The sequence below is a fragment of the Methylorubrum extorquens genome (assembly GCF_024169925.1).
Classification (GTDB): Bacteria; Pseudomonadota; Alphaproteobacteria; order Rhizobiales; family Beijerinckiaceae; genus Methylobacterium; species Methylobacterium extorquens_A.
Genome location: NZ_JALJXF010000001.1, coordinates 2,268,570 through 2,290,727 on the forward strand (window position 1 = coordinate 2,268,570; position 22,158 = coordinate 2,290,727).

The following is a 22,158-nucleotide window of genomic DNA, read 5'->3' on the forward strand; positions in this document are numbered from 1 at the left end:
CCTTGAGACGATGATTCTGCCGATGATTGTCACGCAGATCACCCACCACGACCTCGACGGCTACGGCGCCTCGACGGTGGCCGCCGCCTTCGCGGACGTGGCGCGGGTGGTGCATGTCGCCCGCTATTCCGATGTCGGCCCGGTGGTGGAGGACGAGCTGAAGCGCCTGCGCGGCGCGGTCGCCGCCGAGACGCTGCTGATGACCGATCTCGGGCTGGAGGAGCCGACCATCGCCTTCCTGCGCCGCTTCGCCGCGATGAACCGCGGCCGGGCGGAGGGGGCGCATCACCGCCTCGTGGTGCTCGATCACCACGCCTCCTCGATCGATCAGCTCAAGCGCCAGAACCTGGAGGTCGCGCCCGATCCGGAGCGCGCGGGGCTGCTGCGGGCTGACTTGAGCGATCCGGAGGTGTTCGTGCTCATCGACGAGGCGCATTGCGCCACGCGGATGACCCATGACCAGCGCGCCCTCTACGCGCCCGAGGCGAAGGTGCCCGGAGAGACGGCGGCGGCCGACCTCGCGACGCTGATCGAGTCGGTCGAGGCGCTCGACCTGTGGAAGAAGGGCGAACCCGCCTTCGCCGGTGGTCTCGCCCTCGACGAGATGTTCTGGGACAGCGTCTCGACCCTGGTGCCGGCGAGCCACCCCTGGCACGACCGCTTCGTCTCCGATCTGCTGATGGCGGCGGCCGGCCTGCTGCGCGCGGGCGCCACCCCGGCGGAGCTGGAGCGCCGCTCGGGCGAGTTGCGTGCCCGCCTCGTCGACGGCCTCCTCGCCGACGAGACCGGCGACGATCCGACGCTGACCGCGCGCCAGCGCCTCGCCCGGGCGCTCGCCCGCTCGGACGCGCTGTTCCACCGCCTCTCGGACGGCACGCTGCTCTCCTTCGGCCTCGATTCCGGCACCTTCCAGCGGGTCTCCGATCAGGTGATGGAGGCGGGTCGGGCCAAGCGGGTCGTCAACGTGCAGCGGGCGGGCACGCTCTCGTTCCGCTCCATCGACGGCACGGCGCTCGACGGCGCCCGCGCCTTCCGCGGCGGCGGCCACCGCGACGCGGCCGGCGGCAAGCTGCCCCAGGGCAGCGCGCATTCCCGCGAGGACGCGGTCGCCCAGGTCGAGCCGGTGCTCAACCCCCCACCCCCGGACCTGTCCGGCAGCCCGTTCGCCGCGTTGAAGAACTGGAAGGGCTGATCCGCCCCCTTCGCGCGGTCGGATGGCGCAGCGCCGCCGGACGGCTTTGCTCCGCTCGCCGTGACGGCGAAGACACCGAAGCCATCGAGCGGATGGCGTCTCATACCGCTTTGGCTGATCGCTTCGGATGTGTCTGCGTGTTCCCCTCTCCCCGCCCGGCGGGGAGAGGGCTACGTCTCCCCCTCGTCGGGGAGCGCAGCGAGGCGGCAGCCGACCGAAAACGCTCTCAGATCCCCAGGTTGAACGGCAGGTCGAACAGCGTCGAGTGATCGACATAGCTGACGCGCAGCGTGTGGTCGCGGGCGCCGTCGGGCAGGGTGTCCGACTCGCGCAGGGTGCGGATCATGTCGCGGGCGGCGCGGAAGGCCATGCCGCAATCGGGGCAGTCGCGCGTCTCCGTCCGGCCGACCGCCCGGCCGTTCCGGCACAGCTCGAAATGAAAGAGAGGCATCCGGCGCCGGTCTCCGGGCAACGTTCGGAGCCATGCGTGCAAACTCCGAGCCGGGATGACGGCGACAACGCGAAGTGGTGGAAATTTCGCTTCCATGCCAAGCGATTGTGCAGGTGCTCCGCCACCTTGGCGAGCACCACGGCATGAAAAAACCCGCCGGCTTTCGCCGACGGGCTTTTGCAGGGGCCACACTCTCTCGCGCGATGGGAGCTGCCGCCTCGCCCTCGGACCGGCGGGGGAACTCGACCTGTCGCAGCGTTTAGGGAGCCACTATCCCTGCCGATCCTGGTTGGGTGGCGTGTCCTGATCCGCGTCGGCGGTGCGCGTGGGGGAGACGGTGATGCCGTGATGTTTCATGGCCAACCTCCTTGTCTCAGGACGGCGCCGCAGCGCCTGTGAAGAGAGGCTAGGACGGTTCGCGCACGGCGCGCAAGCCCCTTTTTTCCACTTGTCCGTCCTCTCTTCAGACGCGGGCTGCGGCTGCCTTGACCGGCCATTGGCTCGAGCGCCGCGCGCCGCAACCGAGGCCTGCTGCGCGGCCGTGTTCCTTGCGCCGGGCCACCCTGCACACGATCTGTCCGCATCGAGGGGAAACAGATTTTGCCGCCCGCACGGGCGCGAAGCGAAGGTGCGCGACTTGCCGATGTCCTCCTCCCATCCCTCCTCCCCGCCTCCCCTCTCCGTCCTCGATCTCGCCTTCATCCCGGAGGGCGCCACGCCGGGGCGGGCGCTTGCCAACAGCGTCAGTCTCGCCCGGCATGCGGAGGGGCTCGGCTACCGCCGGTTCTGGCTCGCCGAGCATCACAACATGGTCGGCATCGCCAGCGCCGCCACGGCGGTGGTGATCGGCCACGTGGCGGCGGGCACCGACCGCATCCGCGTCGGCGCGGGCGGGATCATGCTGCCTAACCACGCGCCGCTCGTGATCGCCGAGCAGTTCGGCACGCTGGAATCGCTGTATCCGGGCCGGATCGATCTCGGGCTCGGCCGGGCGCCGGGCACCGATGGGCTGACGCTGCGCGCGTTGCGCCGCACGTACGAGTCGGCGGAGCGCTTTCCCCAGGACGTGCTCGAATTGCAGGCCCTGTTCGGCCCGGCGCGGGAGGGGCAGCCGGTTCAGGCGGTGCCGGGCACCGGCCTCAAGGTGCCGCTGTGGATCCTCGGCTCGAGCCTGTTCGGGGCGGAGCTCGCCGGCACGCTCGGCCTGCCCTACGCCTTCGCCTCGCATTTCGCGCCCGATGCGCTGCTGCCGGCGCTCAAAGCCTACCGTGCCCGCTTCCAGCCCTCCGAGCAGTTGCAGCGGCCCTACGCCATGGTGGGCGTCAACGTCGTCGCGGCGCAGACCGATGCGGAGGCGCAGCGCCTGTTCACCACGGTGCAGCAGCAATTCACCCGGCTGGTGCGCGGCACCCGCGGCCTCCTGCCCCCGCCGATCGACGACATCGAGGCGTATTGGCACCCGGCCGAGAAGGCGCAGGCGTCGCGGATGCTGGCGCGCGCGCTGGTGGGCTCGCGCGAGACCGTCCGCGCCGGGCTGGAGGCGCTGGTGGCCGAGACCGGCGCCGACGAGGTCATGGTGGCCTCGGCCATCCACGACCACGAGGCGCGGCTCGCCTCCTACGCGATTCTTGCCGAGGCGCATGGCGCTCTGGCGGCGCAAGCCCCGCCCGCGCGCTCAGCGGCCTGAACGGGCCGCGGGCTTCCCGGCGGCGGGTGGCGGCGGAAGCTGCGAGATGTGGCGCAGGGCCGGCGGCGCCTCCGTCATCCCGGCCGGAAGGGCGCCCACCTTCTCCGTCACCCGCGCGATGATGCTGCCTAGGGCGAAGCCGCCGAGGCCCAGAAGGATCGCGATGCCGGTGTGCTTGATCATGGCCGGTATCCAGGGGCCGGGCCCGGCGGGCGTGGACGGCCTGATCGTGGCGGGGATTCCTTGACGGATCGTGCCACTGATCCCGCGGATACCGACTTGTTCTTGAAAAACGTCGTCCGGCCGGTGGAAAGATCAGTGCGCGCCGCCGCTCTCGACGAACTTGAACAGGAACACGGCCGCGATCACCCACACCACCGGCTTCACCTCGCGGGCGCGCCCAGTCAGCGCCTTCAGCACGGCGTAGGTGATGAAGCCGAAGGCGACGCCGTTGGCGATGGAATAGGTGAAGGGCATCAGGAGCGCGGTGACGCAGGCCGGGATCACCTCGGTGAGGTCGTCCCAATCGAGCGCGGTGAGATCGCGCAGCATCAGGCAGGCGACGTAGAACAGGGCCGGCGCGGTGGCGTAGGCCGGCACCGAGCCGGCGAGCGGCGCAAAGAACAGGCAGGCCAGGAACAGCACGGCCACGGTCGCGGCGGTGAGCCCGGTGCGCCCGCCCTCCTCCACCCCGGCGGCGCTCTCGAGATAGGCGGTGGTGCTCGACGTGCCGAGCAGCGAGCCGGCGAAGATCGCCGCGGAATCGGCCATCAGCGCCCGGTCGAGCGCGGCCGAGCGCCCCGTCTCCGGCAGGAGTCCGGCGCGGCCCGCCACCGCCATCAGCGTGCCGGTGGCGTCGAACAGTTCGACGAGGAACAGCACGAGGATGACGTTGAGAAGCCCCCCGGTGAGCGCGCCGGGGATGTCGAGGGCGAACAGCGTCGGGCTCAGCGAGGGCGGCGCCGAGACGATGCCCTGGAAGGCGTTGCCGGCGAAGACGAAGCTCAGACCCGTCACCGTCAGGATGGTGAGGAGCAGCGCCGCCTTGATCCGCCGCGCCGAGAGCACCGCCACCATCAGGAAGCCGAGGGCGGCCAGCACCGTGCCGGGCTGGCGCAGGTCGCCGAGCGTCACGAAGGTGGCGGGGTTGGCGGCCACCACGCCCGCGTTCTTGAGCGCGATGATCGCCAGGAACAGCCCGATGCCGACGGTGAGCGCGATGCGCATGGAGCGCGGGATGCCCGCGACGATGATCCCGCGCAGGCCCGTCAGCGTCACGGCGAGGAAGCACAGGCCGGAGATGAACACGGCGCCGAGCGTCGCCTGCCATGTGTAGCCCATGCCCTGGACGACGACGTAGGCGAAGTAGGCGTTGAGCCCCATCCCCGGCGCCAGCGCCACCGGCCAGTTGGCGACGAACGCCATCACGAGGGAGCCCAGCGCGGCGATGAGGCATGTGGCGACGAACACCGAGCCCTTCGGCATTCCCGCATCGGCCAGGATGCTCGGATTGACGAAGACGATGTAGGCCATGGTGAGGAAGGTGGTCAGCCCCGCCAGCAGTTCGGTGCGGACCGTGGTGCCGTGCGCGCGGAGCTGGAACAGGCGCTCCAGCAGGTTCGGCGGCGCGGTGGACGTGTCCCGCTCGGTGTCCATTGCCTCACGGCCCCTTCCCGGATGATCGGTTCCGCACCGTCATCGCAAGGGTCCGCGAAGCAATCCAGTCACCGCAAGCGCGTCAGCCCGCCGTGTCCGTCTGAAGGCTCAGCGAACGGCCGTCATCCCGCCGCGGGAGGCCGGGCCCGACAGGGGCAGGCCGAAGCGGCCGACGCTGGGGCTGAGCGCGTTCGTGGTCCAGCGCGGATCGTGCGGGCGCGGGCGCTCGGAGGGCGGAAGCTGCTGGATGAGCTGCCGGTAGCGCACGGACGCCTCGTCGTTCGGGAAGGTCTGCGCCATCGCGGTGGCGGCAGGTGTGATGCTGCCGAGGACGAGCGCGGCGAGGATCGAAAAACGGGTCATGGAGGGGGACTTACATTCCGGCCCAAGCCGGTCGGACGATGTTTGCAGGAACGGCGACTCCGACCTGGGCACCCGGATCGCGATCCGCAATCCGGGTGCCGTCCGCGCGGGATGGGGCGAAAGGAATCAGGTCCGGCGCTGGGCCGCGCCCTCCCGCTCGTTCCAGCCGTCGATCACCTTGTCGAGTGTCAGCGGGTAGTCGCGGATGCGCAGACCCGTGGCGTTGTAGACGGCATTGGCGAGTGCCGCCCCGGCGCCGCAGATGCTGACCTCGCCAAGCCCCTTGCTCTTCAACGGGTTCGCCTTGTCGTCGAGTTCGGGCAGGAACACCGCGTCGATGGCCGGCACGTCGGCATGCGCCGGAACGTGGTACTCGGCCAGATCGTGGTTCACGAAGTAGCCGTAGCGGGTGTCGGTCTCGGCCGCCTCCATGAGGGCGGCGCCGATGCCGAAGATCATGCCGCCGAGCGCCTGCGAGCGGGCGGTCTTCTGGTTGAGGATGCGCCCGCCGGTGAACACGCCAAGCATCCGCCGCAGGCGGATCTCGCCGGTGTCCATATCGACCCCGACCTCGGCAAAATGCGCGCCGAAGGAATGCTGCGAGAACTTCTCCTTCATCGCGCCGGGCTTGATTTCGCCCTTGGCCTCGACGCCCTGCGCCCCGGCCAGATCCGTCAGCGTCTCCGAACGGTTGCCGGCCGTGACGCGCCCTTGCGAGAACACCGCACCCTCCGGGCTCATGCCGGCCGATTGCAGCAGCGCCTGGCGGAGGTTGTCGCAGGCGACGTAGAGCGCCGAGCCGGCCGAGCCCGCGCCGAACGAGCCGCCGGAGCCGGCCGCCTTGGGATAGGTGGTGTCGCCGATCTCGACATGGATGCGCTCGACCGGCAGGCCCATCATCTCGCCCGCGATCTGCGCCAGGATGGTGTAGGTGCCGGTGCCGATATCGGTCATCGCCATCCGCACGGTCAGCGTGCCGTCGGGGTTGAGGCGCACCCCGGCCTGCGAGGGCATCAGCGGGTTGAGCCGCGAGGCCGCCGCCATGCCCATGCCGACGAGCCACTGCCCGTCCCGCGTCGTGCCCGTGGCGCCGCGCTTGTCCCAGCCGAAGCGCTGGGCACCCTCGCGCATGCAGGCGACGAGTTGGCGGGTGGAGAACGGCACCTTCTTTTCCGGATCCTGCTCCGGCTCGTTGCGGATGCGCAGCTCGATCGGGTCGACCTTCAGCTGTTCGGCCAACTCGTCCATGGCGCATTCGAAGGCGAGCTGGCCGACTGCCTCGCCCGGTGCCCGCATGGAGGAGGCGATGGGCACGTTCAGGTTGGCGAGCCGGTGCCGGGTCAGACGGTTCTGCGCCGCGTAGAGCGAGCGGGTGACCACGGCCGAGGTCTCGTAGAACGGATCCCCCGGCGCGGTGGCCGACCAGGATTCGTGGGCGATGGCAGTGAGCCGCCCGTTCTCGTCGGCGCCCAGGCGAATGCGCTGGATTGTGTCGCTACGGTGGGTCGCGACGTGGAATTCCTGCTGGCGGGTCAGCGCAACCTTCACCGGGCGCTTGAGGCTCTTCGAGGCCAGCGCGGACAGGATCGCCTCGGGCTGCGGCTGGAGCTTCGCACCGAAGCCGCCGCCCACATAGTGCGAGACGAGCCGCACGTTCTCCGGCTTCAGCTTCAGGACCGAGGCGAGCGAGGTCTGGCCGCGGTTGAGCATCTGGTTGGCGGTGAACAGGGTTACGCGCTCGCCGTCCGGCCCTGCCTCCCACGAGGCGATGGTCGCGTGCGGCTCCATCTGTGCGTGGATCTGCACCGGCGTGGTGTATTCGACGTCGAGCTTCACCGGGGCGCCGGCGAAGGCGCCGTCGAAGTCGCCGAGCTTGGAGTCCGGCTGCGTCTGCGCCGGCTTCGGTTCGATCGCCGTAGGCCGGGCCGCCTTCAGCGAGGCCTCGGGCGTCTGCACATCGTACTCGGCCTTGACCAGCGCAGCCGCCGCGCGGGCCTGCTCGAAGCTCTGCGCCACCACGAAGGCGATGGGCTGGCCGTGGAAGCGGATCTCGGTGCCCTGCAATTGCGGGTAGACCTGTTCCTTCTTCTCCCCCTGCTCCGGCACGTTCTCGTGGGTCATCACGAGGAGCACGCCCGGCGCGCGCTTGGCCGCGGAGACGTCGAGGCTGCGGATGCGGCCTTTGGCGATGCCGGCCTCGACGAGGAAGCCGTAGGCGGGGTTCTTCAGGTCGCGGGTCTCGTAGGCGTAGGGCGCAGCGCCCGTCACCTTGAGGCGCCCCTCGATGCGGTCGATGGGGCGGCCGACGAGCCCGTCCGGCTTACCGTCGAGGGGCGTCGCGCCGATCGGCTGGTTCATGTCCATGGCGGATTTCCTCAGGCGCGCAGGGCTTCGGCGACGGTGGCGCGCAGCGTCCGGCGGGTGAGCGGGATCTTGAAGTCGTTGGTGCCCTGGCCGCGGGCGCCGTCCAGCACCCGGTCTGCGGCGGCATCGGCCGAGCCGGTCTCGACCAGCGCAGTCTCCGCCGCTTCGACGCGCCAGGGCTTATGGGCCAGCCCACCGAAGGCGAGCTTGGCCAGCTTCGGCTTGTCGCCTTCGCCCTTGGCGATGATCGCGGCGATGGAGACCGTGGCGAAGGCATAGGACGCCCGGTCGCGGACCTTGCGGTAGAGGTGCACGCCCTCGACGGGTTTGGGGAGCGTCACGGCGGTGATGAGTTCGCCGGCCTTCAAGTCGGTCTCGATCTGCGGAGTGTCGCCGGGCAGGCGGTGGAAGTCTGCCATCGCGATGCTGCGCTTGGCGCCCTGCGGATCGACCGTCTCGACGGTGGCGTCGAGGACGCGCATCGCCACGTTCATGTCGGAGGGGTTGGTGGCGATGCAGGCATCGCTCGCCCCCAGCACCGCCATGATCCGGTTGAACCCGCCGATGGCCGCACAGCCCGAGCCAGGCTCGCGCTTGTTGCAGGGCTTGGTCGTGTCATAGAAATAGTAGCAGCGGGTGCGCTGCAGCAGGTTGCCGGCGGTGGTCGCCTTGTTGCGCAACTGGCCCGAAGCGCCCGCGAGCAGGGCCTTGCCCAGCACCGCGTAGTCCTTGCGCACCCGCGGATGCGCGGCGAGGTCGGAATTGCGCACCAGCGCGCCGATGCGCAGGCCGCCCTCCTCCGTGTCGGTCACCTCGGCCAGCGGCAGGCGGTTGACGTCGATCAGGGTCGCGGGCGTCTCGATCTGGAGTTTCATCAGGTCGAGCAGGTTGGTGCCGCCGGCGATGAAGCGGGCGCCGGGCCGCTCGGCGGCGAGACGCGCGGCGTCCTGAATCGTGGCCGGGCGCTCATAGGCGAAAGCCTTCATGGGGTTCGCCTCCTCAAATCTTGGTGCTGGCGTCGCGGATCGCCGCGACGATGTTGGGATAGGCCGAGCAGCGGCAGATGTTGCCGCTCATCCGCTCGCGGATTTCCGCGTCCGTGAGCGAGGCCTTCTGCGTCAGGTCGTCGGTGACGTGGCTTGGCCAGCCCGCCTCGATCTCCGAGAACATGCCGGCGGCCGAGCAGATCTGGCCCGGCGTGCAGTAGCCGCACTGGTAGCCGTCGTGGTGCAGGAAGGCGGCCTGAAGCGGGTGCAGGGTGTCCCCGTCCGCCAGCCCCTCGATGGTGGTGACGGAATCGCCCTCGTGCATCACCGCGAGCGAGAGGCACGAATTGATGCGCCGGCCGTTCACCAGCACCGTGCAGGCGCCGCACTGGCCGTGGTCGCAGCCCTTCTTCGAACCGTTGAGGTCGAGATGCTCGCGCAGGGCGTCGAGCAGGGTCGTGCGGGTGTCGAGGGTGAGATTGTGCCGGGTGCCGTTGATCTCGAGCGAGACCGGCATGGTCTGCGGCTGCGGATCGACCGCCACCGGGGCCGCCTCCGCCCGGCCGCGCAGGGAAGCACCCAGTGTCGCCAGCGCGGCGCAGCTTCCCATCACCGTGCGACGCGATGGATCGAAGCGTCGGTCTCTCGTCGAATGGTCCGTCATCAGGCCTGCCGTCCCGCGCATCCGGACCGGCCGCGTGTGGCGGCCAGTCTGGAATGGATCGAAATCTGACAGGCGGAACGCGACAGCGCTCAAGTTGATCCGAGGCGAGCCCGCGCCCCTATGGCGCAGCGGCGCGGTCTGCCCGGCGGATCGGAAGCTTCAGCTCCAGGCGTGGAGCGGCGGGTTCACCCCATTGAGAGCGTGGTTGCCGATGATCGCATATTTCCAGCGCACGGGATCGTGAAGCGTGTGGGTGCGGGCGTTGCGCCAGTGGCGGTCGAGGTTGTGCTCGGCGAGCGTCGAACGGGTGCCGGAGAGTTCGAATAGGATGTTGGCGGCCGCGAGCGCGGTCTCGGTCGTGAGCACCTTGGCCTCTGCGACCGCGATCTGGGCCGCCGCCACGCTCTCGGCGGTCGGGTTCGCCAGCGCGGCGTCGATGGCCAGCCCGGCCCGGTCGAGCAGGGCTTCCGCCGCGTGCTGGCGGATCGTCAGGTCGCCGATGGTGCGGATGGTGTAGGGGTCGTCGGAGGCCCGCTCCCCGCCGCTGTCGATCCAGGGGCGCGCCTTCTCGCGCACGAAGTCGATGGTGTCGTCGAGCGCCTCGCGGCCGATCCCGGCATCGACGGCAGCCTGGATGATCTGGAAGATGGCGCCGTCCGCCCGCGGCGCCTCGTAAGCGCGGTAGCCCGGCACGAGGTGGCTTTTTTCCACCCGCACGTCCTCGATGATGACGGTGCCGCTGGCCGTCCCCCGCTGGCCGAAGGCCGACCAGTCGTCGATCACGGTGAGGCCGGGCGCATCGCGCTCGGCGATGGCGTACCAGGCGCGGCCCTCCCCATCGAGGGCGACGATCGGCACGAGATGGGCGAGGAGCGCGCCCGACGAGTAGAACTTCTGGCCGCGCACGATGACGTGGTCGCCGTGATCGGTGAAGCGGGTCTCGAACTCGGCGGCGCGCTTGGTGCCGCGCTCCGAGAAGGCGTTGCCGAAGCGGGTGCCCTTCAGGACTTCGGCGAAGAGAAGCGCCTGCTGCTCCGGATCGGAGACGGTGCGGACCGCCGCGACGATGCCGAGATGGTTCTGCGCGATCTGCGCGATGGAGGGGTCGGCCGCGGCGATGATCGCGATCACCTGCGCCAGCGTCTTGTAGGAGACCTCCGGCCCGCCATGGGCCCGCGGCACGTTGATCGACCACAGGCCGCTCTGGGAAAAGGCGTCGAGCTCGGCGAGCGGCCGGGCATTGGTGCGGTCGCGCTCGGACGCGCCCTCGCGGAAAGCTTTCGCCAGCTCGTGAGCGATGCGGATCGCCTCGGCGTCGTCGCGGATGACGTGGGCCGGGGTCGCGGGGCGCGCGGGCCCCGGCACGCCCTGCGGCCGGCTGCCGGCCTCGGCCGTGGTGGGATTGACGGCGATGGTCATGGAGCGGTCTCCGTCGATGGAGGGAAGAATGGCTGGCTGCGTCCTGTCGGAAGCCCCCCCCTCTCCCCGCGCGCGGGGAGAGGCCCGCAGGCACCTTGTCGTGCCTGCGGGAAGCGGAGGCGAAGCCGGAGCGGCGGTGAGGGGGCGGCTCCGGATGAGCCCTTCCGGCCAAGCCCCCTCACCCTCGGCTGCCGCCTTGCCGCGCCGACCACAGGGTCGTCGCGGCCCTCTCCCCGCTCGGGGAGAGGGAAAATGCGGCTGATGGCGTAAGGGTCAGGCCGCCTCGGCCCGGCGCTCGCGGGCGGCTTCCAGCGCGCGGACCCGCGGGATCACGTGCTCGCCGAAATACTGCACCTCCTCTTGGAAGTGCAGGAAGGCCAGGAGCGCGAGATCGACGCCGGCATCCTTGAGAGCGAGGATGCGCTCGGCGATCTGGTCGGGCGTGCCGATCAGGTTGGTCTTGAAGCCGTCGTTGTACTGGACGAGATCCTCGAAGCTCGACTTCGCCCAGTTGCCCTCGCCCTCGGGCGAAGCCTTGCCGGCGTTCTTCACCTCGTGACCGAAGGCCTTCACCGCGTCCGGGTCGGCGTTCTCGATGATCTCCTGAAGGACGGCGCGGGCCTCCTCCTCCGTCTCGCGGGCGATGACGAAGGCGTTGACGCCGACCTTCACGGAATGGCCGTTCGCCTGGGCCTTGGCCTGCAGATCCGCGACCTGCGCCCGCACGCCCTCCGGGGTGTTGCCGTTGGTGAAGTACCAATCGGAGACGCGGGCGGCCATGTCGCGGGCCGCGCGCGAGGAGCCGCCCTGGAAGATTTCCGGCAGGTTCGGCCCCGGCTTCGGCTTCAGGGTGTAGTCCGTGTAGCGGTAGAAATCGCCGCGGAAGCTGAAGGCGTCCTGCGTCCAGATCCCGCGCAGGGAGCGGATGAACTCCTCCGAGCGGCGGTAGCGCTCGTCGTGATCGAGCCAGGGCTCGCCGATCGCCCGGAACTCGCCGGAGAACCAGCCCGAGACGATGTTGACCGCGATCCGCCCCTCCGTGAGCTGGGAGATCGTGGCGATCTGCTTGGCGGCGAGCGTCGGGTTCCACGGGCCGGGCAGGATCGCGGCGATCACCGTCAGCCGGGTCGTGGCGGCGGCCAGCGCGTGGCTGAAGGCCACCGATTCGTGCTGGTACTCGGCGCCGTAGCCGGCGGTGAAGCGGATCTGGGTCAGCGCGTAATCGAAGCCCGCGGCTTCCGCGATCTGCGCGAGCTTGCGATTGTAATCCGCATCCCAGCTCGTGCGCTGCTCGATCTTGCTGATGACGAGGCCACCCGAGACGTTGGGCACCCAGTAGGCGAAGCGGATCGGCTCGGGCGAGGAGGATGCGTTGCGGACGGACATGGTGGCGCGGCGCTCGCTTTGAGAAGCGTTGATCTGGAACAGTTCGAGGCGATGACAGGTATTGCTGTCACGTCATCTCGTCGTGTTGGATCATTGCTGCGGAACAACGCGCCGTCAAAGGAATGATCGGGCGTATTTTCAGCTCATCGCGAAAGCTCGTTCTTCGCCGTACCGCATCCGGGCGAAGATCGTTGTCGTTGAATACGATTCGCCATCGGGAGCACGCCGAAACGAAAAGAGCCGCCCCGTGTGGGGCGGCTCTCTGTCGATACCGGGTCGTGGTGGACGGGCTTCAGTAGACGCCGCCGGCCTGGGCGGCGGCGCCCGCATCGGGCGGCACCGCGGCGGGAGCGGACGGGGCGACATAGGAGTCCGGCGGGGCGGTGCCGGGCTTGAACGCCTCCAGGATGGTGCCGCCGCCCTCGCCCGAGCCGGCGCGGGTGCCGGAGGAGGCGTTGACGCGGATCAGCTTGATTCCCGCCGGCACGCGGAACGGGGTCGGCGGCTTGTCCTTGAGCGCCACCTTCAGGAAGTCGAGGACGATGGGGGCGGCGAGCCCGCCGCCGGTTGCCCGGTCGCCGAGCGAGCGCGGCTTGTCGAAGCCGAGATACACGCCGACCGCGAGATCGGGGGAGAAGCCCACGAACCACGCGTCCTTGGCGTCGTTCGTCGTGCCGGTCTTGCCCGCAAGCGGCTTGCCGATCTGCTTGAGCAGGGTCGCGGTGCCGCGCTGGACCACGCCTTCCATGATCGAAACCATCTGGTAGGCGGTGAGCGGGTCGAGCACCTGCTCGGACTCGTCCACGAGCTTGGGCTCATCCTGGCCCGACCACTTCTCCGCGTCGCAGCCGACGCATTTGCGGTTGTCGTGGCGGTAGATCGTCTCGCCGGTGCGGTCCTGGATGCGGTCGATCAGCGTCGGGCGGATGCGGCGCCCGCCATTGGCGAGCATCGAGTAGGCGGTGACCATGCGCATCACCGTGGTCTCGCCGGCACCCAGCGACATCGGCAGCACGGGCAGCAGGTCGTCGTAGACGCCGAAGCGGCGGGAATACTCGGCGATCAGCGGCATGCCGATATCCTTGGCCAGCCGCACCGTCATCAGGTTCTTCGAGTGCTCGATGCCGTAGCGCAGCGTATGCGGACCGCCGGACTTGCCGTCGTAGTTCGAGGGCGACCACGCCTCCTGGCCGGGGCCGGCCTCGATGGTGATCGGCGCATCCTGCACCACGGAGGACGGGGTGTAGCCGTTGTCGAGCGCCGCCGAGTAGACGATCGGCTTGAACGAGGAGCCGGGCTGGCGCATCGCCTGGGTCGCGCGGTTGAACTCGGATTCCTCGTAGGAGAAGCCGCCGACCATGGCGTGGACGCGGCCGGTATAGGGGTCCATCGCGACGATGGCGCCGGAGACTTCGGGCTTCTGGCGCAGGCGGTAGGTGCCCTTGGCCGGGTCGATCGCCTCGACATAGACCACGTCGCCGGGCTTGACCGCGGTGGCGACGGCGCGGCCGGTCCACTTCACGCCTTCCGCGGTGATCGCCCCGGTCTCGCGCTCCTTCGAGAGGGTGCCGCCGGCCTCGCGCTTGGGCTGAAGCCCGATCTGCGCCACGCCGCCATTGGTGTTCAGCACCACGGCGAGCCGCCAGGGGGCGATGTCGCCGAGCGCGGGCATCTCGGCCACCGCCTGGCCCCAGTCGCGGCCGGTGAGATCGACCTTATGCTCCGCCCCGCGCCAGCCGCGGCCCTGATCGTAGCGCACGAGGCCGTCGATGAACGCCTTGCGCGCCCAGGCCTGCATCTTCGGGTCGAGGGTGGCGCGCACCGACAGGCCGCCCTCGTAGAGCTTACTCTGGCCGTAGCGCTCGGAGATCTCGCGGCGGACTTCCTCGGTGAAGTAGTTGGCGTTGGCCGCGTTCGGGAAGGCGACGCGTGGGTTGACGCCGAGCGACTGCTTCTTGGCCTCGGTACCCTCCTCGGCGGTGATGTAGCCGTTCTGGGCCATCAGGCCGATGATCTCGTTGCGCCGCGCCAGCGCCTGCTGGGTGCGCCGGTAGGGGTGGTAGTTGTTCGGGCCCTTGGGCAGGGCGGCGAGATAGGCCGCCTCGTTGATCGTCAGCTCGTGGACGGATTTTCCGAAGTAATCCAGGGCCGCCGCCGCGACGCCGTGCAGGTTGCGGCCCGGAACGATGGTGCCGAGAAAGATCTCGTTGAGGTAGAGTTCGAGGATCTTGTCCTTCGAATAGGCTGACTCGATCCGCAGCGCGATCAGCGCTTCCTTGATCTTGCGGTCGTAGGTCTGCTCGGCCGAGAGCAGGAAGTTCTTGGCCACCTGCTGGGTGATGGTCGAGGCGCCCTGCTTCTTGCCGGACTGGGCGTTGGTGAGGATCGCGCGGACGATGCCCTCGGGGTCGATGCCGCCGTGCTTGTAGAAGTTCTTGTCCTCGGCCGAGAGGAAGGCGGCGACGACGATCTTGGGCATCGCCTGGATCGGCAGGTAGAGGCGCCGCTCGTGGGCGTATTCGGCCAGGAGCGAACCGTCCGCCGCGTGGACGCGGGTCATCACCGGCGGCTCGTAGTTGGCGAGCGCGGCGTGGTCGGGCAGGTCCTGGCTGTACTTCCAGTAGAAGAACGCGCCGGCCGCGGCGGCGAGGCAGAACACCACCGCACCGGCCGAGAACAGGAAGGCGAAGAATCGCAGGATGAAACGCATCCGGGGTCCGTTCCGTCGCTCGTCCGCTGCGCGCCGATGAAGGCCGGGCGCGAGGGCCTGCCGCGGGCACTGGTGAGGCCCCGCGCGGCCGCGCTTCTTGCAAGCGGACGGGGGCTCGTCGAGCCCCGTATCGACACCGGTTCTATGGTGAAACTGGGGCGATGGCCGCCGAGCGCCGCGGCGCAACCGGGCCGGGATGCGAGAGGGTGGCCCGGCCGGAGAAGAACAAGTCAACGGCCTTGGCCATCGAACCCGTCACCCGCATGCGCCATTCCTCCGATTGCAGCTTCTCCAGATCGCTCTTGCTCGACAGGTAGCCGAGTTCGATCAGCACGGAGGGCACGTCGGGCGAGCGCAGCACCTTGAAGCCGGCCTCTCGGTGGGGCTTCGTGCTCATCTCCATCACCGGGGAGAGCTGGCCCATCAGCCGGCCGGCGAAGCCCGAGGAGAAGCCGCGGGTCTCGCGCAGGGTCAGTTCCTGGAGGATGTCGGCGACATCGGCCGGCGCCTCGCCGGATTCGGTGCCGGCGGCGGCGTCGGCCCGGTTCTCGCGCTCGGCGAGCCGGGCGGATTCGCCGTCGGTCGCCTTCTCCGAGCCCGTATAGATCGTGGCGCCCTTCACCTGCGGCGCGGCGGAGATCGAATCGGCGTGGATCGAGACGAACAGGTCGGCCTTGGCCTCGCGGGCGAGGCGCACCCGCTCGGCCAGCGGCACGAACACGTCGCGGTCGCGGGTCATCAACAGGCGGTAGCGGCCTGAGGCTTCCAGGCGTTCGGCGAAGGATTGGGCGAAGCCGAAGACGATGTCCTTCTCGAACACCCCCGTGGCGGCGATGGCGCCGGGATCGGTGCCGCCGTGGCCGGCATCGATGACGATGAGCGGGCGCGTGTCGGCGGTCTCGCGCACCGGCGCGGCCTTGCCCGCGGCGGCCGGGCTCGGATCGCCCGCCACCGCCGCCTTGCGGAAGGTGTCGCGATCGACCTTGCGGAAGGGGATCGAGACCAGCACCGCGCCCTCGCGGGTCTTGACCGTCTCGATCGCCTCGACCACGGCGGGGCCGGCGAGATCGACGACGATGCGCGAGCGGCCCGGGGCGAACAGGCCGTAGCGGAACGAGGCGATGGCGCCGTCGCGCTTGCGGCCGCTCATCTTGCCCGGCTCCTGATCGAGCTGGAAGTTGACCTCGGGCAGGTCGATCACCGCCCGGTCCGGCCGCTCCATTACGAAGGCGCGGGCCTCGATCGCCTTCGACAGGGTGAGCGTGAGCCGGGTCGTGCCGTCCCGCGTCGCGGTTTCGGCGGCGATCGCCACCGCCGCGCCGCCGGCTTGCTGGCTGCCGGGGCCGTCCTGAGCCGGCGCAGGGCTGGCGGCCAGGATACCGACGGTCAGGACTAGACCGCCCGCCAGCCCGAGGGCGGCGATGGGGCGGACGAGTCCGGTGCGGGGCAGGCGAGTGCTGTGCGGCATCGGGCGGCCAAGCGACATCGGGGGGTCCGGGGAAGCCTCCGATACGAGATACGGCCGAGATGGTTAACCGTTCCTCACTCCGCCCCCGCCGATCCCGGCGCCGCTGTTGTGCGAGGGCGACACTGCCTGGGGTCGCAGGCGGAGGCTGTAGATCGTTCGGTGCAACAGGGGTGGCGGGGCGCCCTGTCCCACCCTCCCCCACATCCTGCGGTGCCGGCGCGCAGCGTCGGCTTCGACAGATCCTCCGGGGATTGCGCTTCCAGCTGGAGGATTCGTCGAGGCCGCTTGCGCGGCCCCATCAGGATCGAGGGCGGCGGATGGGATGTCCTTAGTTGGCGCGGCTGTCGGTTGACGGAAAGGCGCCAGCGATGGCGCATCCGTGACGAAGTGCCGAGGCCCGTCATACGGAACCCTTGCAATTCTCCCGCGACACTCTGTAATGATACCGACCCCATTCCCGGGTTGGCGCTTCGGCGGCCCCCGGGCGCGCCCGGGGCATGTCGGCGCCCACCTCGCTCGAATCAGCAGCGTCAGTCGGCGCCTCCCGGCATCCGGGCGGGTGTCACGGCATTCGCGGCCTCCCGATCATTCCGGGGCGGTCGTGCCCATGAAATCTGTACGGGCCGCTCGCCGGCCCACCATCTTCGCGAGGCCGGATCAGGATGGGAGGACGCACAGCATCGGTTGCCGCTGCTCGTGCCGAAGGCGCGCGGTTTTCGCGTCGCCTCGCCCCTTCCGTCGCCCCGGCCCTGTTCAACCCCCACCGCGCCGATGCCCGGCGCGTCAAGGCGGTTGACGGCAATCCCCTCCCCGCATCCACCGCGACCTCGGCGACGAGGCCGGCACGCGCCCATCTCCTTCCGGCCCGCAGGCCGGGGGCGGCGCCGCCGGGACCAAGCGGCGCGAGCGTGAGGAGAACGACGTCGGCCGCCATGTCGAAAGCACGTCATGGCCAACAACAAGATGCTCATCGATGCGATGCATCCGGAGGAGACCCGGGTCGTCACAGTCCAAGGCTCGCGGGTCGAGGAATTTGATTTCGAGGCGGCCAACCGCCGGCCTCTGAGGGGCAACATCTATCTCGCCAAGGTCACCCGCGTGGAGCCCTCGCTCCAGGCGGCCTTCGTCGAGTACGGCGGCAACCGCCACGGCTTCCTCGCCTTCAACGAGATCCACCCCGACTACTACCAGATCCCGATGGCCGACCGCCTCGCGCTGATCGAGGCCGAGGCGCGCGAGGAGGAGGAGCACCGCGAGCGCGAGGAGCGCCGTCCGCCGCGCGGCCGCCGCTCGCGCGGTCGCCGGGCCGAGGCCCGCGGTTCGCGCCACGACGACACGGTGAAGTCGCAAGAGGCCGGGTCCGAGGCGGGTTCCGAAGACGCCGCGATTCCCGGTGAGGGCCAGGCCGCCGACGCGCCCGCGCCGGAGGCGATCGAGGCGGTGCGGTCCGCTCTCGTCGAAGGACGTACCGACGAGCGGAGCGAGGGCGACGCGGCGTCCGCAACCGTCGAGGCCGGCGGCGATGCCTCCGCGAGCCTGCCCGAGGCGGCGCTGGAGCCCGGCACCTCCGCCGACGAGGCGCGCGTCGAGACCTCTGTTGACGAAGCCGGCGCGGTCGAGCCCTCCGACATCGCCGCGCTCTCCGAGGCGCCGAACCTGCCCGTGGAGACCGCGGACTCGTCCGCGGCTGCTCCCGCCGAGGCCAATTCCGCCGAGGCAGAGACGGTCGAGCCCCAGCCCGTCGCCGCCAGCGCGCCGCTCTCCCAGGCCGAGATCGAGGAAGCCGAGGCGGATTCCGACGAGGACGCCGAGACCGACGACTCGGACGACGAGGACTCGGAGGATGACGAGTCCGACGACGAGGATGAGGACGACGACGAGGAAGACGATTCGGACGACGAGGACGACGACGAGGAGTCCGAGGACGGCGAGCCGCGCGTCGCGCAGGTCGGCGGCTCGGGCGACGCGCTCGCCGAACTCCCCGAGCGTCCGCGCGCCTATCGTCGCCACTACAAGATCCAGGAGGTGATCAAGCGCCGCCAGATCATCCTCGTCCAGGTCGTCAAGGAAGAGCGCGGCACCAAGGGCGCGGCGCTCACCACCTACCTGTCGCTGGCCGGCCGCTACTCGGTGCTGATGCCCAACACCGGACGGGGCGGCGGCATCTCCCGCAAGATCACCTCGGCCGCCGACCGCAAGCGCCTCAAGGACGTGGTGGCCGACCTCGACGTGCCGGAGGGGATGGGGATCATCCTGCGCACGGCCGGCGCCTCGCGCACCAAGCCCGAGATCAAGCGCGACTTCGAGTACCTGATGCGCCTGTGGGAGAGCGTGCGCGAGCTGACGCTGACTTCGACCGCACCCGCGCTCGTCTACGAGGAGGGCTCGCTGATCAAGCGGGCGATCCGCGACCTCTACAACAAGGATCTCGACGAGGTTCTGGTCTCCGGCGAGGACGCCTACCGCGAGGCCAAGGACTTCATGCGGATGCTGATGCCCGACCAGTCGAAGGTCGTGAAGCCCTACCGCGACACGACGCCGATCTTCGCCCGCTACGGCGTCGAGCAGCAGCTCGACGCGATGTTCTCGACCCACGTGGCCCTGCGCTCGGGCGGCTACCTCGTCATCAACCCGACCGAGGCGCTGGTCTCGATCGACGTGAACTCCGGCCGCGCCACCCGCGAACACGACATCGAGGACACCGCGCTCAAGACGAACCTCGAGGCGGCCGAAGAGGTCGCGCGCCAGGTCCGCCTGCGCGATCTGGCCGGCCTCGTCGTGATCGACTTCATCGACATGGAGGAGAAGCGCAACAATCGGGCGGTGGAGAAGCGCCTGAACGAGGCGCTCAAGAACGACCGGGCGCGCATCCAGGTCGGGCGGATCTCGCCCTTCGGCCTCTTGGAGATGAGCCGCCAGCGCATCCGCACCGGCGTGCTCGAATCCTCCTCGATCCCCTGCGCCCATTGCGGCGGCTCGGGCTTCGTGCGGGCGACCTCCTCGGTGGCGCTGCACATCCTGCGCTCGATCGAGGAGGGGCTGCTCAAGTCGGCGAGCCACAACGTCGTGCTGCGCACCCGCACCGAGACGGCGCTCTACATCCTCAACCAGAAGCGGGCGCATCTCTTCGATCTCGAGCAGCGCTTCTCGGTCACGATCACGGTCTCCGCCGACGACCGGCTCGTGGCGACCTCCGCCTTCCAGCTCGAACGCGGCGAGCCGGCGGTGAAGCACGAGGGCCCGGTGACGGGCGTGCGCGCCGTGGCGATCTCGCCGGTCTACGAGGCCGAGGAGTTCGAGGACGAGGCGATCGAAAGCCAGGAGATCGAAGAGGTCGAGACCGAGGTCGAAGCGGAAGTCGAGGGCGGCTCCGAGGAGCGCCCGGCCGCCGACGCGTCCGAGGAGGGCGGTGGCCGTCGCCGTCGCCGCCGCCGTCGCCGTGGTGGCCGCACCGCCGGTGAGGGCGAGGCCCGCGCGCGGGACGAGGACGGGACCGACGGCGAGGACGGCGCGGAGGATGGCGACGAGTCGCCCGATTCCGAGCCGGAGGCCGCCGAGGCGGCTCTCGGCGCCGCGGCCGAACCGGACGAGACCGCATCGGATGCGGCCGACGCCAACGGCGAGGACGCCAACGGACGCCGCCGTCGCCGCGGGCGCCGGGGCGGCCGCGGCCGCGGCCGGACCGAGCGCAACGGCCGTTCGGATTCCGAGTCGGACGCCGAGGCGGACGAGGCCGGCGAACTGCGGGCCACGGAGGAATCCGAGGGGTATTCTGAAGCGCATCCCGAGGAGACCGCCTCCAACACCCTGCCGGTCGGCCCCGAGGAGCCGGTCAGCGAGGCCGACGTGAGCACGGTTTCGCTCGCCGCCGAGAACGGCGCCGCGGCCGAGCCGCCGGTCGTCCGCGCGCCGGAGGTCGAGCCGATCCAGGTCGAGGCCCTCGCGGAGGCCGCCACCGAGGCGGCAGCCCCCGCTCCGGCCTCCGCCGAGCCCGCGCCGGAACCCGTCGCCGTGGTGCTGACGCCGCCGGACCCGAACCGTCCCAAGCGGGCAGGCTGGTGGTCGCGCACCAAGGCGGCGCTGTCGGGCGAGTAAGACGCGGCGCGGGATCGCGGATCCCGCGCACGTTGCGCAATCGTGACGGGGGCCCGGTTTGCCGGGCCCCGCTTCGCCGACCGGGGCGCTCCACCGGCTCCTGAAGGATGAGCCCGCGCAACGCCGGGCCGGCTTTCGGCCAGAGCCTGATGGGCGCTGACAGAGGCGCTGGAACTGACAGGCCGCACGGCTGCCAGCCAACATGCGTTGGTTTACAGATCCCCCGAACGACGGGGAATCACATGGCGAACATGACGCGCAGGCGGGTGCTGCGGAGTGCCGCGGCCGGCACGGCAGCGGTGGTGACGGCGGGGCGTGAGGCGCGGGCGGCGCAGCAGCCCAACATCGTCTTCATCATGGCGGACGACCTCGGCTACGCCGATGTCGCGTGCTACGGCCGACCGGATCTCGCGACCCCGCATATCGACCGGATCGCGACACGGGGCATCCGCTTCACGCAGGGCTACGCCAACTCGCCGGTCTGCTCGGCCACGCGCACGGCCTTGATCACCGGGCGCTACCAGTACCGCCTGCCGGTCGGCCTTCAGGAGCCGGTGACGACCCGTTTTACCGGCGGCATCCCGTCGGATCACCCGACCCTGCCCGGTCTCCTGCGCCGAGCCGGCTACCGCACGGCCTTGGTCGGCAAGTGGCACCTCGGCAGCGTGCAGGAATACGGGCCGCTCCAGCGGGGCTACGACACCTTCTGGGGCTTTCGCGGCGGTACCATCGATTATTTCAGCCACCGCGGTACCGACGACAAGCCGGACCTGTGGGACGGCGACGTGCCGGTCGAGCAGTCCGGCTACGTCACGCATCTCCTCGGCCAGCGCGCGGTCGAGACCGTCACGGCCCTCGCCCGCGGCGGGCGCCCGTTCTTCCTCAGCCTGCACTTCAACGCGCCGCACTGGCCCTGGGAGACGCCGGACGACGCGGCGGAGTCGCGCCGCATCGCGGGCAGCAACCTGCGTCACTTCGACGGAGGCACCCAGGAGACCTACCGGCGCATCGTCGCCGAGATGGACACCCAGATCGGCCGCGTGCTCGACGCCCTCGACGCCGCGGGCGTGGCGCAGGACACGGTCGTGGTGTTCACGAGCGACAACGGCGGCGAGCGCTTCTCCGACACATGGCCGTTCACGGGGCGCAAGACCGAGCTGCTGGAGGGCGGCCTGCGGATTCCGGCGCTGCTCTCCTGGCCGCGCCGCCTGCCCCAGGGCGCCATCTCGACCCAGGCGACGATCACCATGGACTGGCTGCCGACGCTCCTCGCCGCAGCCGGTGCCGCACCCGATCCGGCCTACCCTTCCGACGGAATCGATCTCCTGCCGATCCTGACCGGGCAGGCGCCCGAGCGTCCCCGCCACTTTCATTGGCGCTACCGGGCCAACGCGCAGGCCGCCCTGCGGGATGGCGACCTTAAGTACCTCAAGATTCGCGACAACACCTTCCTGTTCGACGTCGCCGCCGATCCCATGGAGCGGGCGAACCTGAAGAGCCGCCGGCCGGAGGATTTCTCCCGCCTCCAAGCCGCTTGGCAGGCCTGGAACGAGACCATGTTGCCGGAGAAGCCGGACACCTTCTCCGAGACCTATGACGGGAGCCAGCTCGCCGATCATTTCGGCGTGAAGACGCCGACGCGCACCCCACCCCCGCCGGCCACCGCCGGGGAGACGCCGCGCTGAGAGCGTCGGAGCGATCCGGTTTCCGCTTGATC

Annotated in this window: 15 protein-coding genes; 4 read left to right on the forward strand and 11 right to left on the reverse strand. The window is 70.2% G+C overall.

Translation table 11 applies throughout. The features are described from left to right. Window positions 1–22 precede the first annotated feature (22 nt). Window positions 23–1,192 (forward strand): dimethylmenaquinone methyltransferase, encoded by a 1,170-nt coding sequence (locus tag J2W78_RS10615; protein ID WP_253370409.1) that lies wholly within the window; start codon window positions 23–25, stop codon window positions 1,190–1,192. A gap of 226 nt (window positions 1,193–1,418) precedes the next feature. Here the strand turns inward: J2W78_RS10615 and J2W78_RS10620 are convergent, their stop codons facing one another. Then, window positions 1,419–1,643 (reverse strand): hypothetical protein, encoded by a 225-nt coding sequence (locus tag J2W78_RS10620; RefSeq protein WP_253370411.1) that lies wholly within the window; start codon window positions 1,641–1,643, stop codon window positions 1,419–1,421. Between the two features lie 643 nt (window positions 1,644–2,286). Here J2W78_RS10620 and J2W78_RS10625 point away from each other — a divergent pair. Next, window positions 2,287–3,330, forward strand: a complete 1,044-nt coding sequence (locus tag J2W78_RS10625; protein ID WP_253370413.1) for an LLM class flavin-dependent oxidoreductase — start codon at window positions 2,287–2,289, stop codon at window positions 3,328–3,330. Here J2W78_RS10625 and J2W78_RS10630 read toward each other — a convergent pair. From J2W78_RS10630 to J2W78_RS10675, 10 genes are all read right to left on the reverse strand, one after another. After that, entirely contained in the window at window positions 3,319–3,513 is a 195-nt protein-coding gene (locus J2W78_RS10630) for a hypothetical protein (RefSeq protein WP_253370415.1), read from the reverse strand. The genes J2W78_RS10625 and J2W78_RS10630 overlap by 12 nt on opposite strands. A gap of 132 nt (window positions 3,514–3,645) precedes the next feature. Beyond that, window positions 3,646–4,986 (reverse strand): NCS2 family permease, encoded by a 1,341-nt coding sequence (locus J2W78_RS10635; protein WP_253370417.1) that lies wholly within the window; start codon window positions 4,984–4,986, stop codon window positions 3,646–3,648. Between the two features lie 108 nt (window positions 4,987–5,094). Continuing rightward, a complete protein-coding gene (locus tag J2W78_RS10640; protein WP_253370419.1) occupies window positions 5,095–5,349 on the reverse strand; it encodes a hypothetical protein in 255 nt (84 codons plus the stop codon). A gap of 126 nt (window positions 5,350–5,475) precedes the next feature. Then, the gene (locus J2W78_RS10645) at window positions 5,476–7,713 is read right to left on the reverse strand and encodes a xanthine dehydrogenase family protein molybdopterin-binding subunit (protein WP_253370421.1); all 2,238 of its coding nucleotides are present in this window, start codon (window positions 7,711–7,713) and stop codon (window positions 5,476–5,478) included. Between the two features lie 11 nt (window positions 7,714–7,724). Beyond that, window positions 7,725–8,699 carry an FAD binding domain-containing protein gene (locus J2W78_RS10650; RefSeq protein ID WP_253370423.1) on the reverse strand — a complete coding sequence of 325 codons (975 nt, stop codon included), beginning with the start codon at window positions 8,697–8,699 and terminating at the stop codon, window positions 7,725–7,727. Window positions 8,700–8,712: 13 nt separating this feature from the next. Then, on the reverse strand, window positions 8,713–9,363 hold the full coding sequence (gene paoA, locus J2W78_RS10655) for an aldehyde dehydrogenase iron-sulfur subunit PaoA (RefSeq protein ID WP_253370425.1): 651 nt from the start codon (window positions 9,361–9,363) through the stop codon (window positions 8,713–8,715). A 159-nt stretch (window positions 9,364–9,522) separates the two neighbouring features. Next, entirely contained in the window at window positions 9,523–10,782 is a 1,260-nt protein-coding gene (locus J2W78_RS10660) for an SfnB family sulfur acquisition oxidoreductase (protein WP_253370427.1), read from the reverse strand. Window positions 10,783–11,055: 273 nt separating this feature from the next. Beyond that, a complete protein-coding gene (gene sfnG, locus J2W78_RS10665) occupies window positions 11,056–12,168 on the reverse strand; it encodes a dimethylsulfone monooxygenase SfnG (protein WP_253370429.1) in 1,113 nt (370 codons plus the stop codon). 292 nt (window positions 12,169–12,460) lie between these two features. After that, a complete protein-coding gene (locus J2W78_RS10670; RefSeq protein ID WP_253370431.1) occupies window positions 12,461–14,878 on the reverse strand; it encodes a penicillin-binding protein 1A in 2,418 nt (805 codons plus the stop codon). Between the two features lie 142 nt (window positions 14,879–15,020). Further along, a complete protein-coding gene (locus J2W78_RS10675; RefSeq protein WP_253374015.1) occupies window positions 15,021–16,346 on the reverse strand; it encodes an N-acetylmuramoyl-L-alanine amidase in 1,326 nt (441 codons plus the stop codon). A gap of 948 nt (window positions 16,347–17,294) precedes the next feature. Here J2W78_RS10675 and J2W78_RS10680 point away from each other — a divergent pair. Then, window positions 17,295–20,441 (forward strand): Rne/Rng family ribonuclease, encoded by a 3,147-nt coding sequence (locus J2W78_RS10680; protein ID WP_253370433.1) that lies wholly within the window; start codon window positions 17,295–17,297, stop codon window positions 20,439–20,441. A 242-nt stretch (window positions 20,442–20,683) separates the two neighbouring features. Then, window positions 20,684–22,126, forward strand: coding sequence for a sulfatase family protein (locus J2W78_RS10685; protein WP_253370435.1), 1,443 nt, complete (start codon window positions 20,684–20,686; stop codon window positions 22,124–22,126). Window positions 22,127–22,158 lie beyond the last annotated feature (32 nt).

Excerpts from the sequence above, each read along its gene's own strand:
- J2W78_RS10615 (WP_253370409.1), top strand. The coding sequence starts at position 23 with ATGATTGTCACGCAGATCACCCACCACGACCTCGACGGCTACGGCGCC.
- J2W78_RS10620 (WP_253370411.1), bottom strand. The coding sequence starts at position 1,643 with ATGCCTCTCTTTCATTTCGAGCTGTGCCGGAACGGCCGGGCGGTCGGC.
- J2W78_RS10625 (WP_253370413.1), top strand. The coding sequence starts at position 2,287 with ATGTCCTCCTCCCATCCCTCCTCCCCGCCTCCCCTCTCCGTCCTCGAT.
- J2W78_RS10630 (WP_253370415.1), bottom strand. The coding sequence starts at position 3,513 with ATGATCAAGCACACCGGCATCGCGATCCTTCTGGGCCTCGGCGGCTTC.
- J2W78_RS10635 (WP_253370417.1), bottom strand. The coding sequence starts at position 4,986 with ATGGACACCGAGCGGGACACGTCCACCGCGCCGCCGAACCTGCTGGAG.
- J2W78_RS10640 (WP_253370419.1), bottom strand. The coding sequence starts at position 5,349 with ATGACCCGTTTTTCGATCCTCGCCGCGCTCGTCCTCGGCAGCATCACA.
- J2W78_RS10645 (WP_253370421.1), bottom strand. The coding sequence starts at position 7,713 with ATGGACATGAACCAGCCGATCGGCGCGACGCCCCTCGACGGTAAGCCG.
- J2W78_RS10650 (WP_253370423.1), bottom strand. The coding sequence starts at position 8,699 with ATGAAGGCTTTCGCCTATGAGCGCCCGGCCACGATTCAGGACGCCGCG.
- paoA (WP_253370425.1), bottom strand. The coding sequence starts at position 9,363 with ATGACGGACCATTCGACGAGAGACCGACGCTTCGATCCATCGCGTCGC.
- J2W78_RS10660 (WP_253370427.1), bottom strand. The coding sequence starts at position 10,782 with ATGACCATCGCCGTCAATCCCACCACGGCCGAGGCCGGCAGCCGGCCG.
- sfnG (WP_253370429.1), bottom strand. The coding sequence starts at position 12,168 with ATGTCCGTCCGCAACGCATCCTCCTCGCCCGAGCCGATCCGCTTCGCC.
- J2W78_RS10670 (WP_253370431.1), bottom strand. The coding sequence starts at position 14,878 with ATGCGTTTCATCCTGCGATTCTTCGCCTTCCTGTTCTCGGCCGGTGCG.
- J2W78_RS10675 (WP_253374015.1), bottom strand. The coding sequence starts at position 16,346 with ATGCCGCACAGCACTCGCCTGCCCCGCACCGGACTCGTCCGCCCCATC.
- J2W78_RS10680 (WP_253370433.1), top strand. The coding sequence starts at position 17,295 with ATGGCCAACAACAAGATGCTCATCGATGCGATGCATCCGGAGGAGACC.
- J2W78_RS10685 (WP_253370435.1), top strand. The coding sequence starts at position 20,684 with ATGGCGAACATGACGCGCAGGCGGGTGCTGCGGAGTGCCGCGGCCGGC.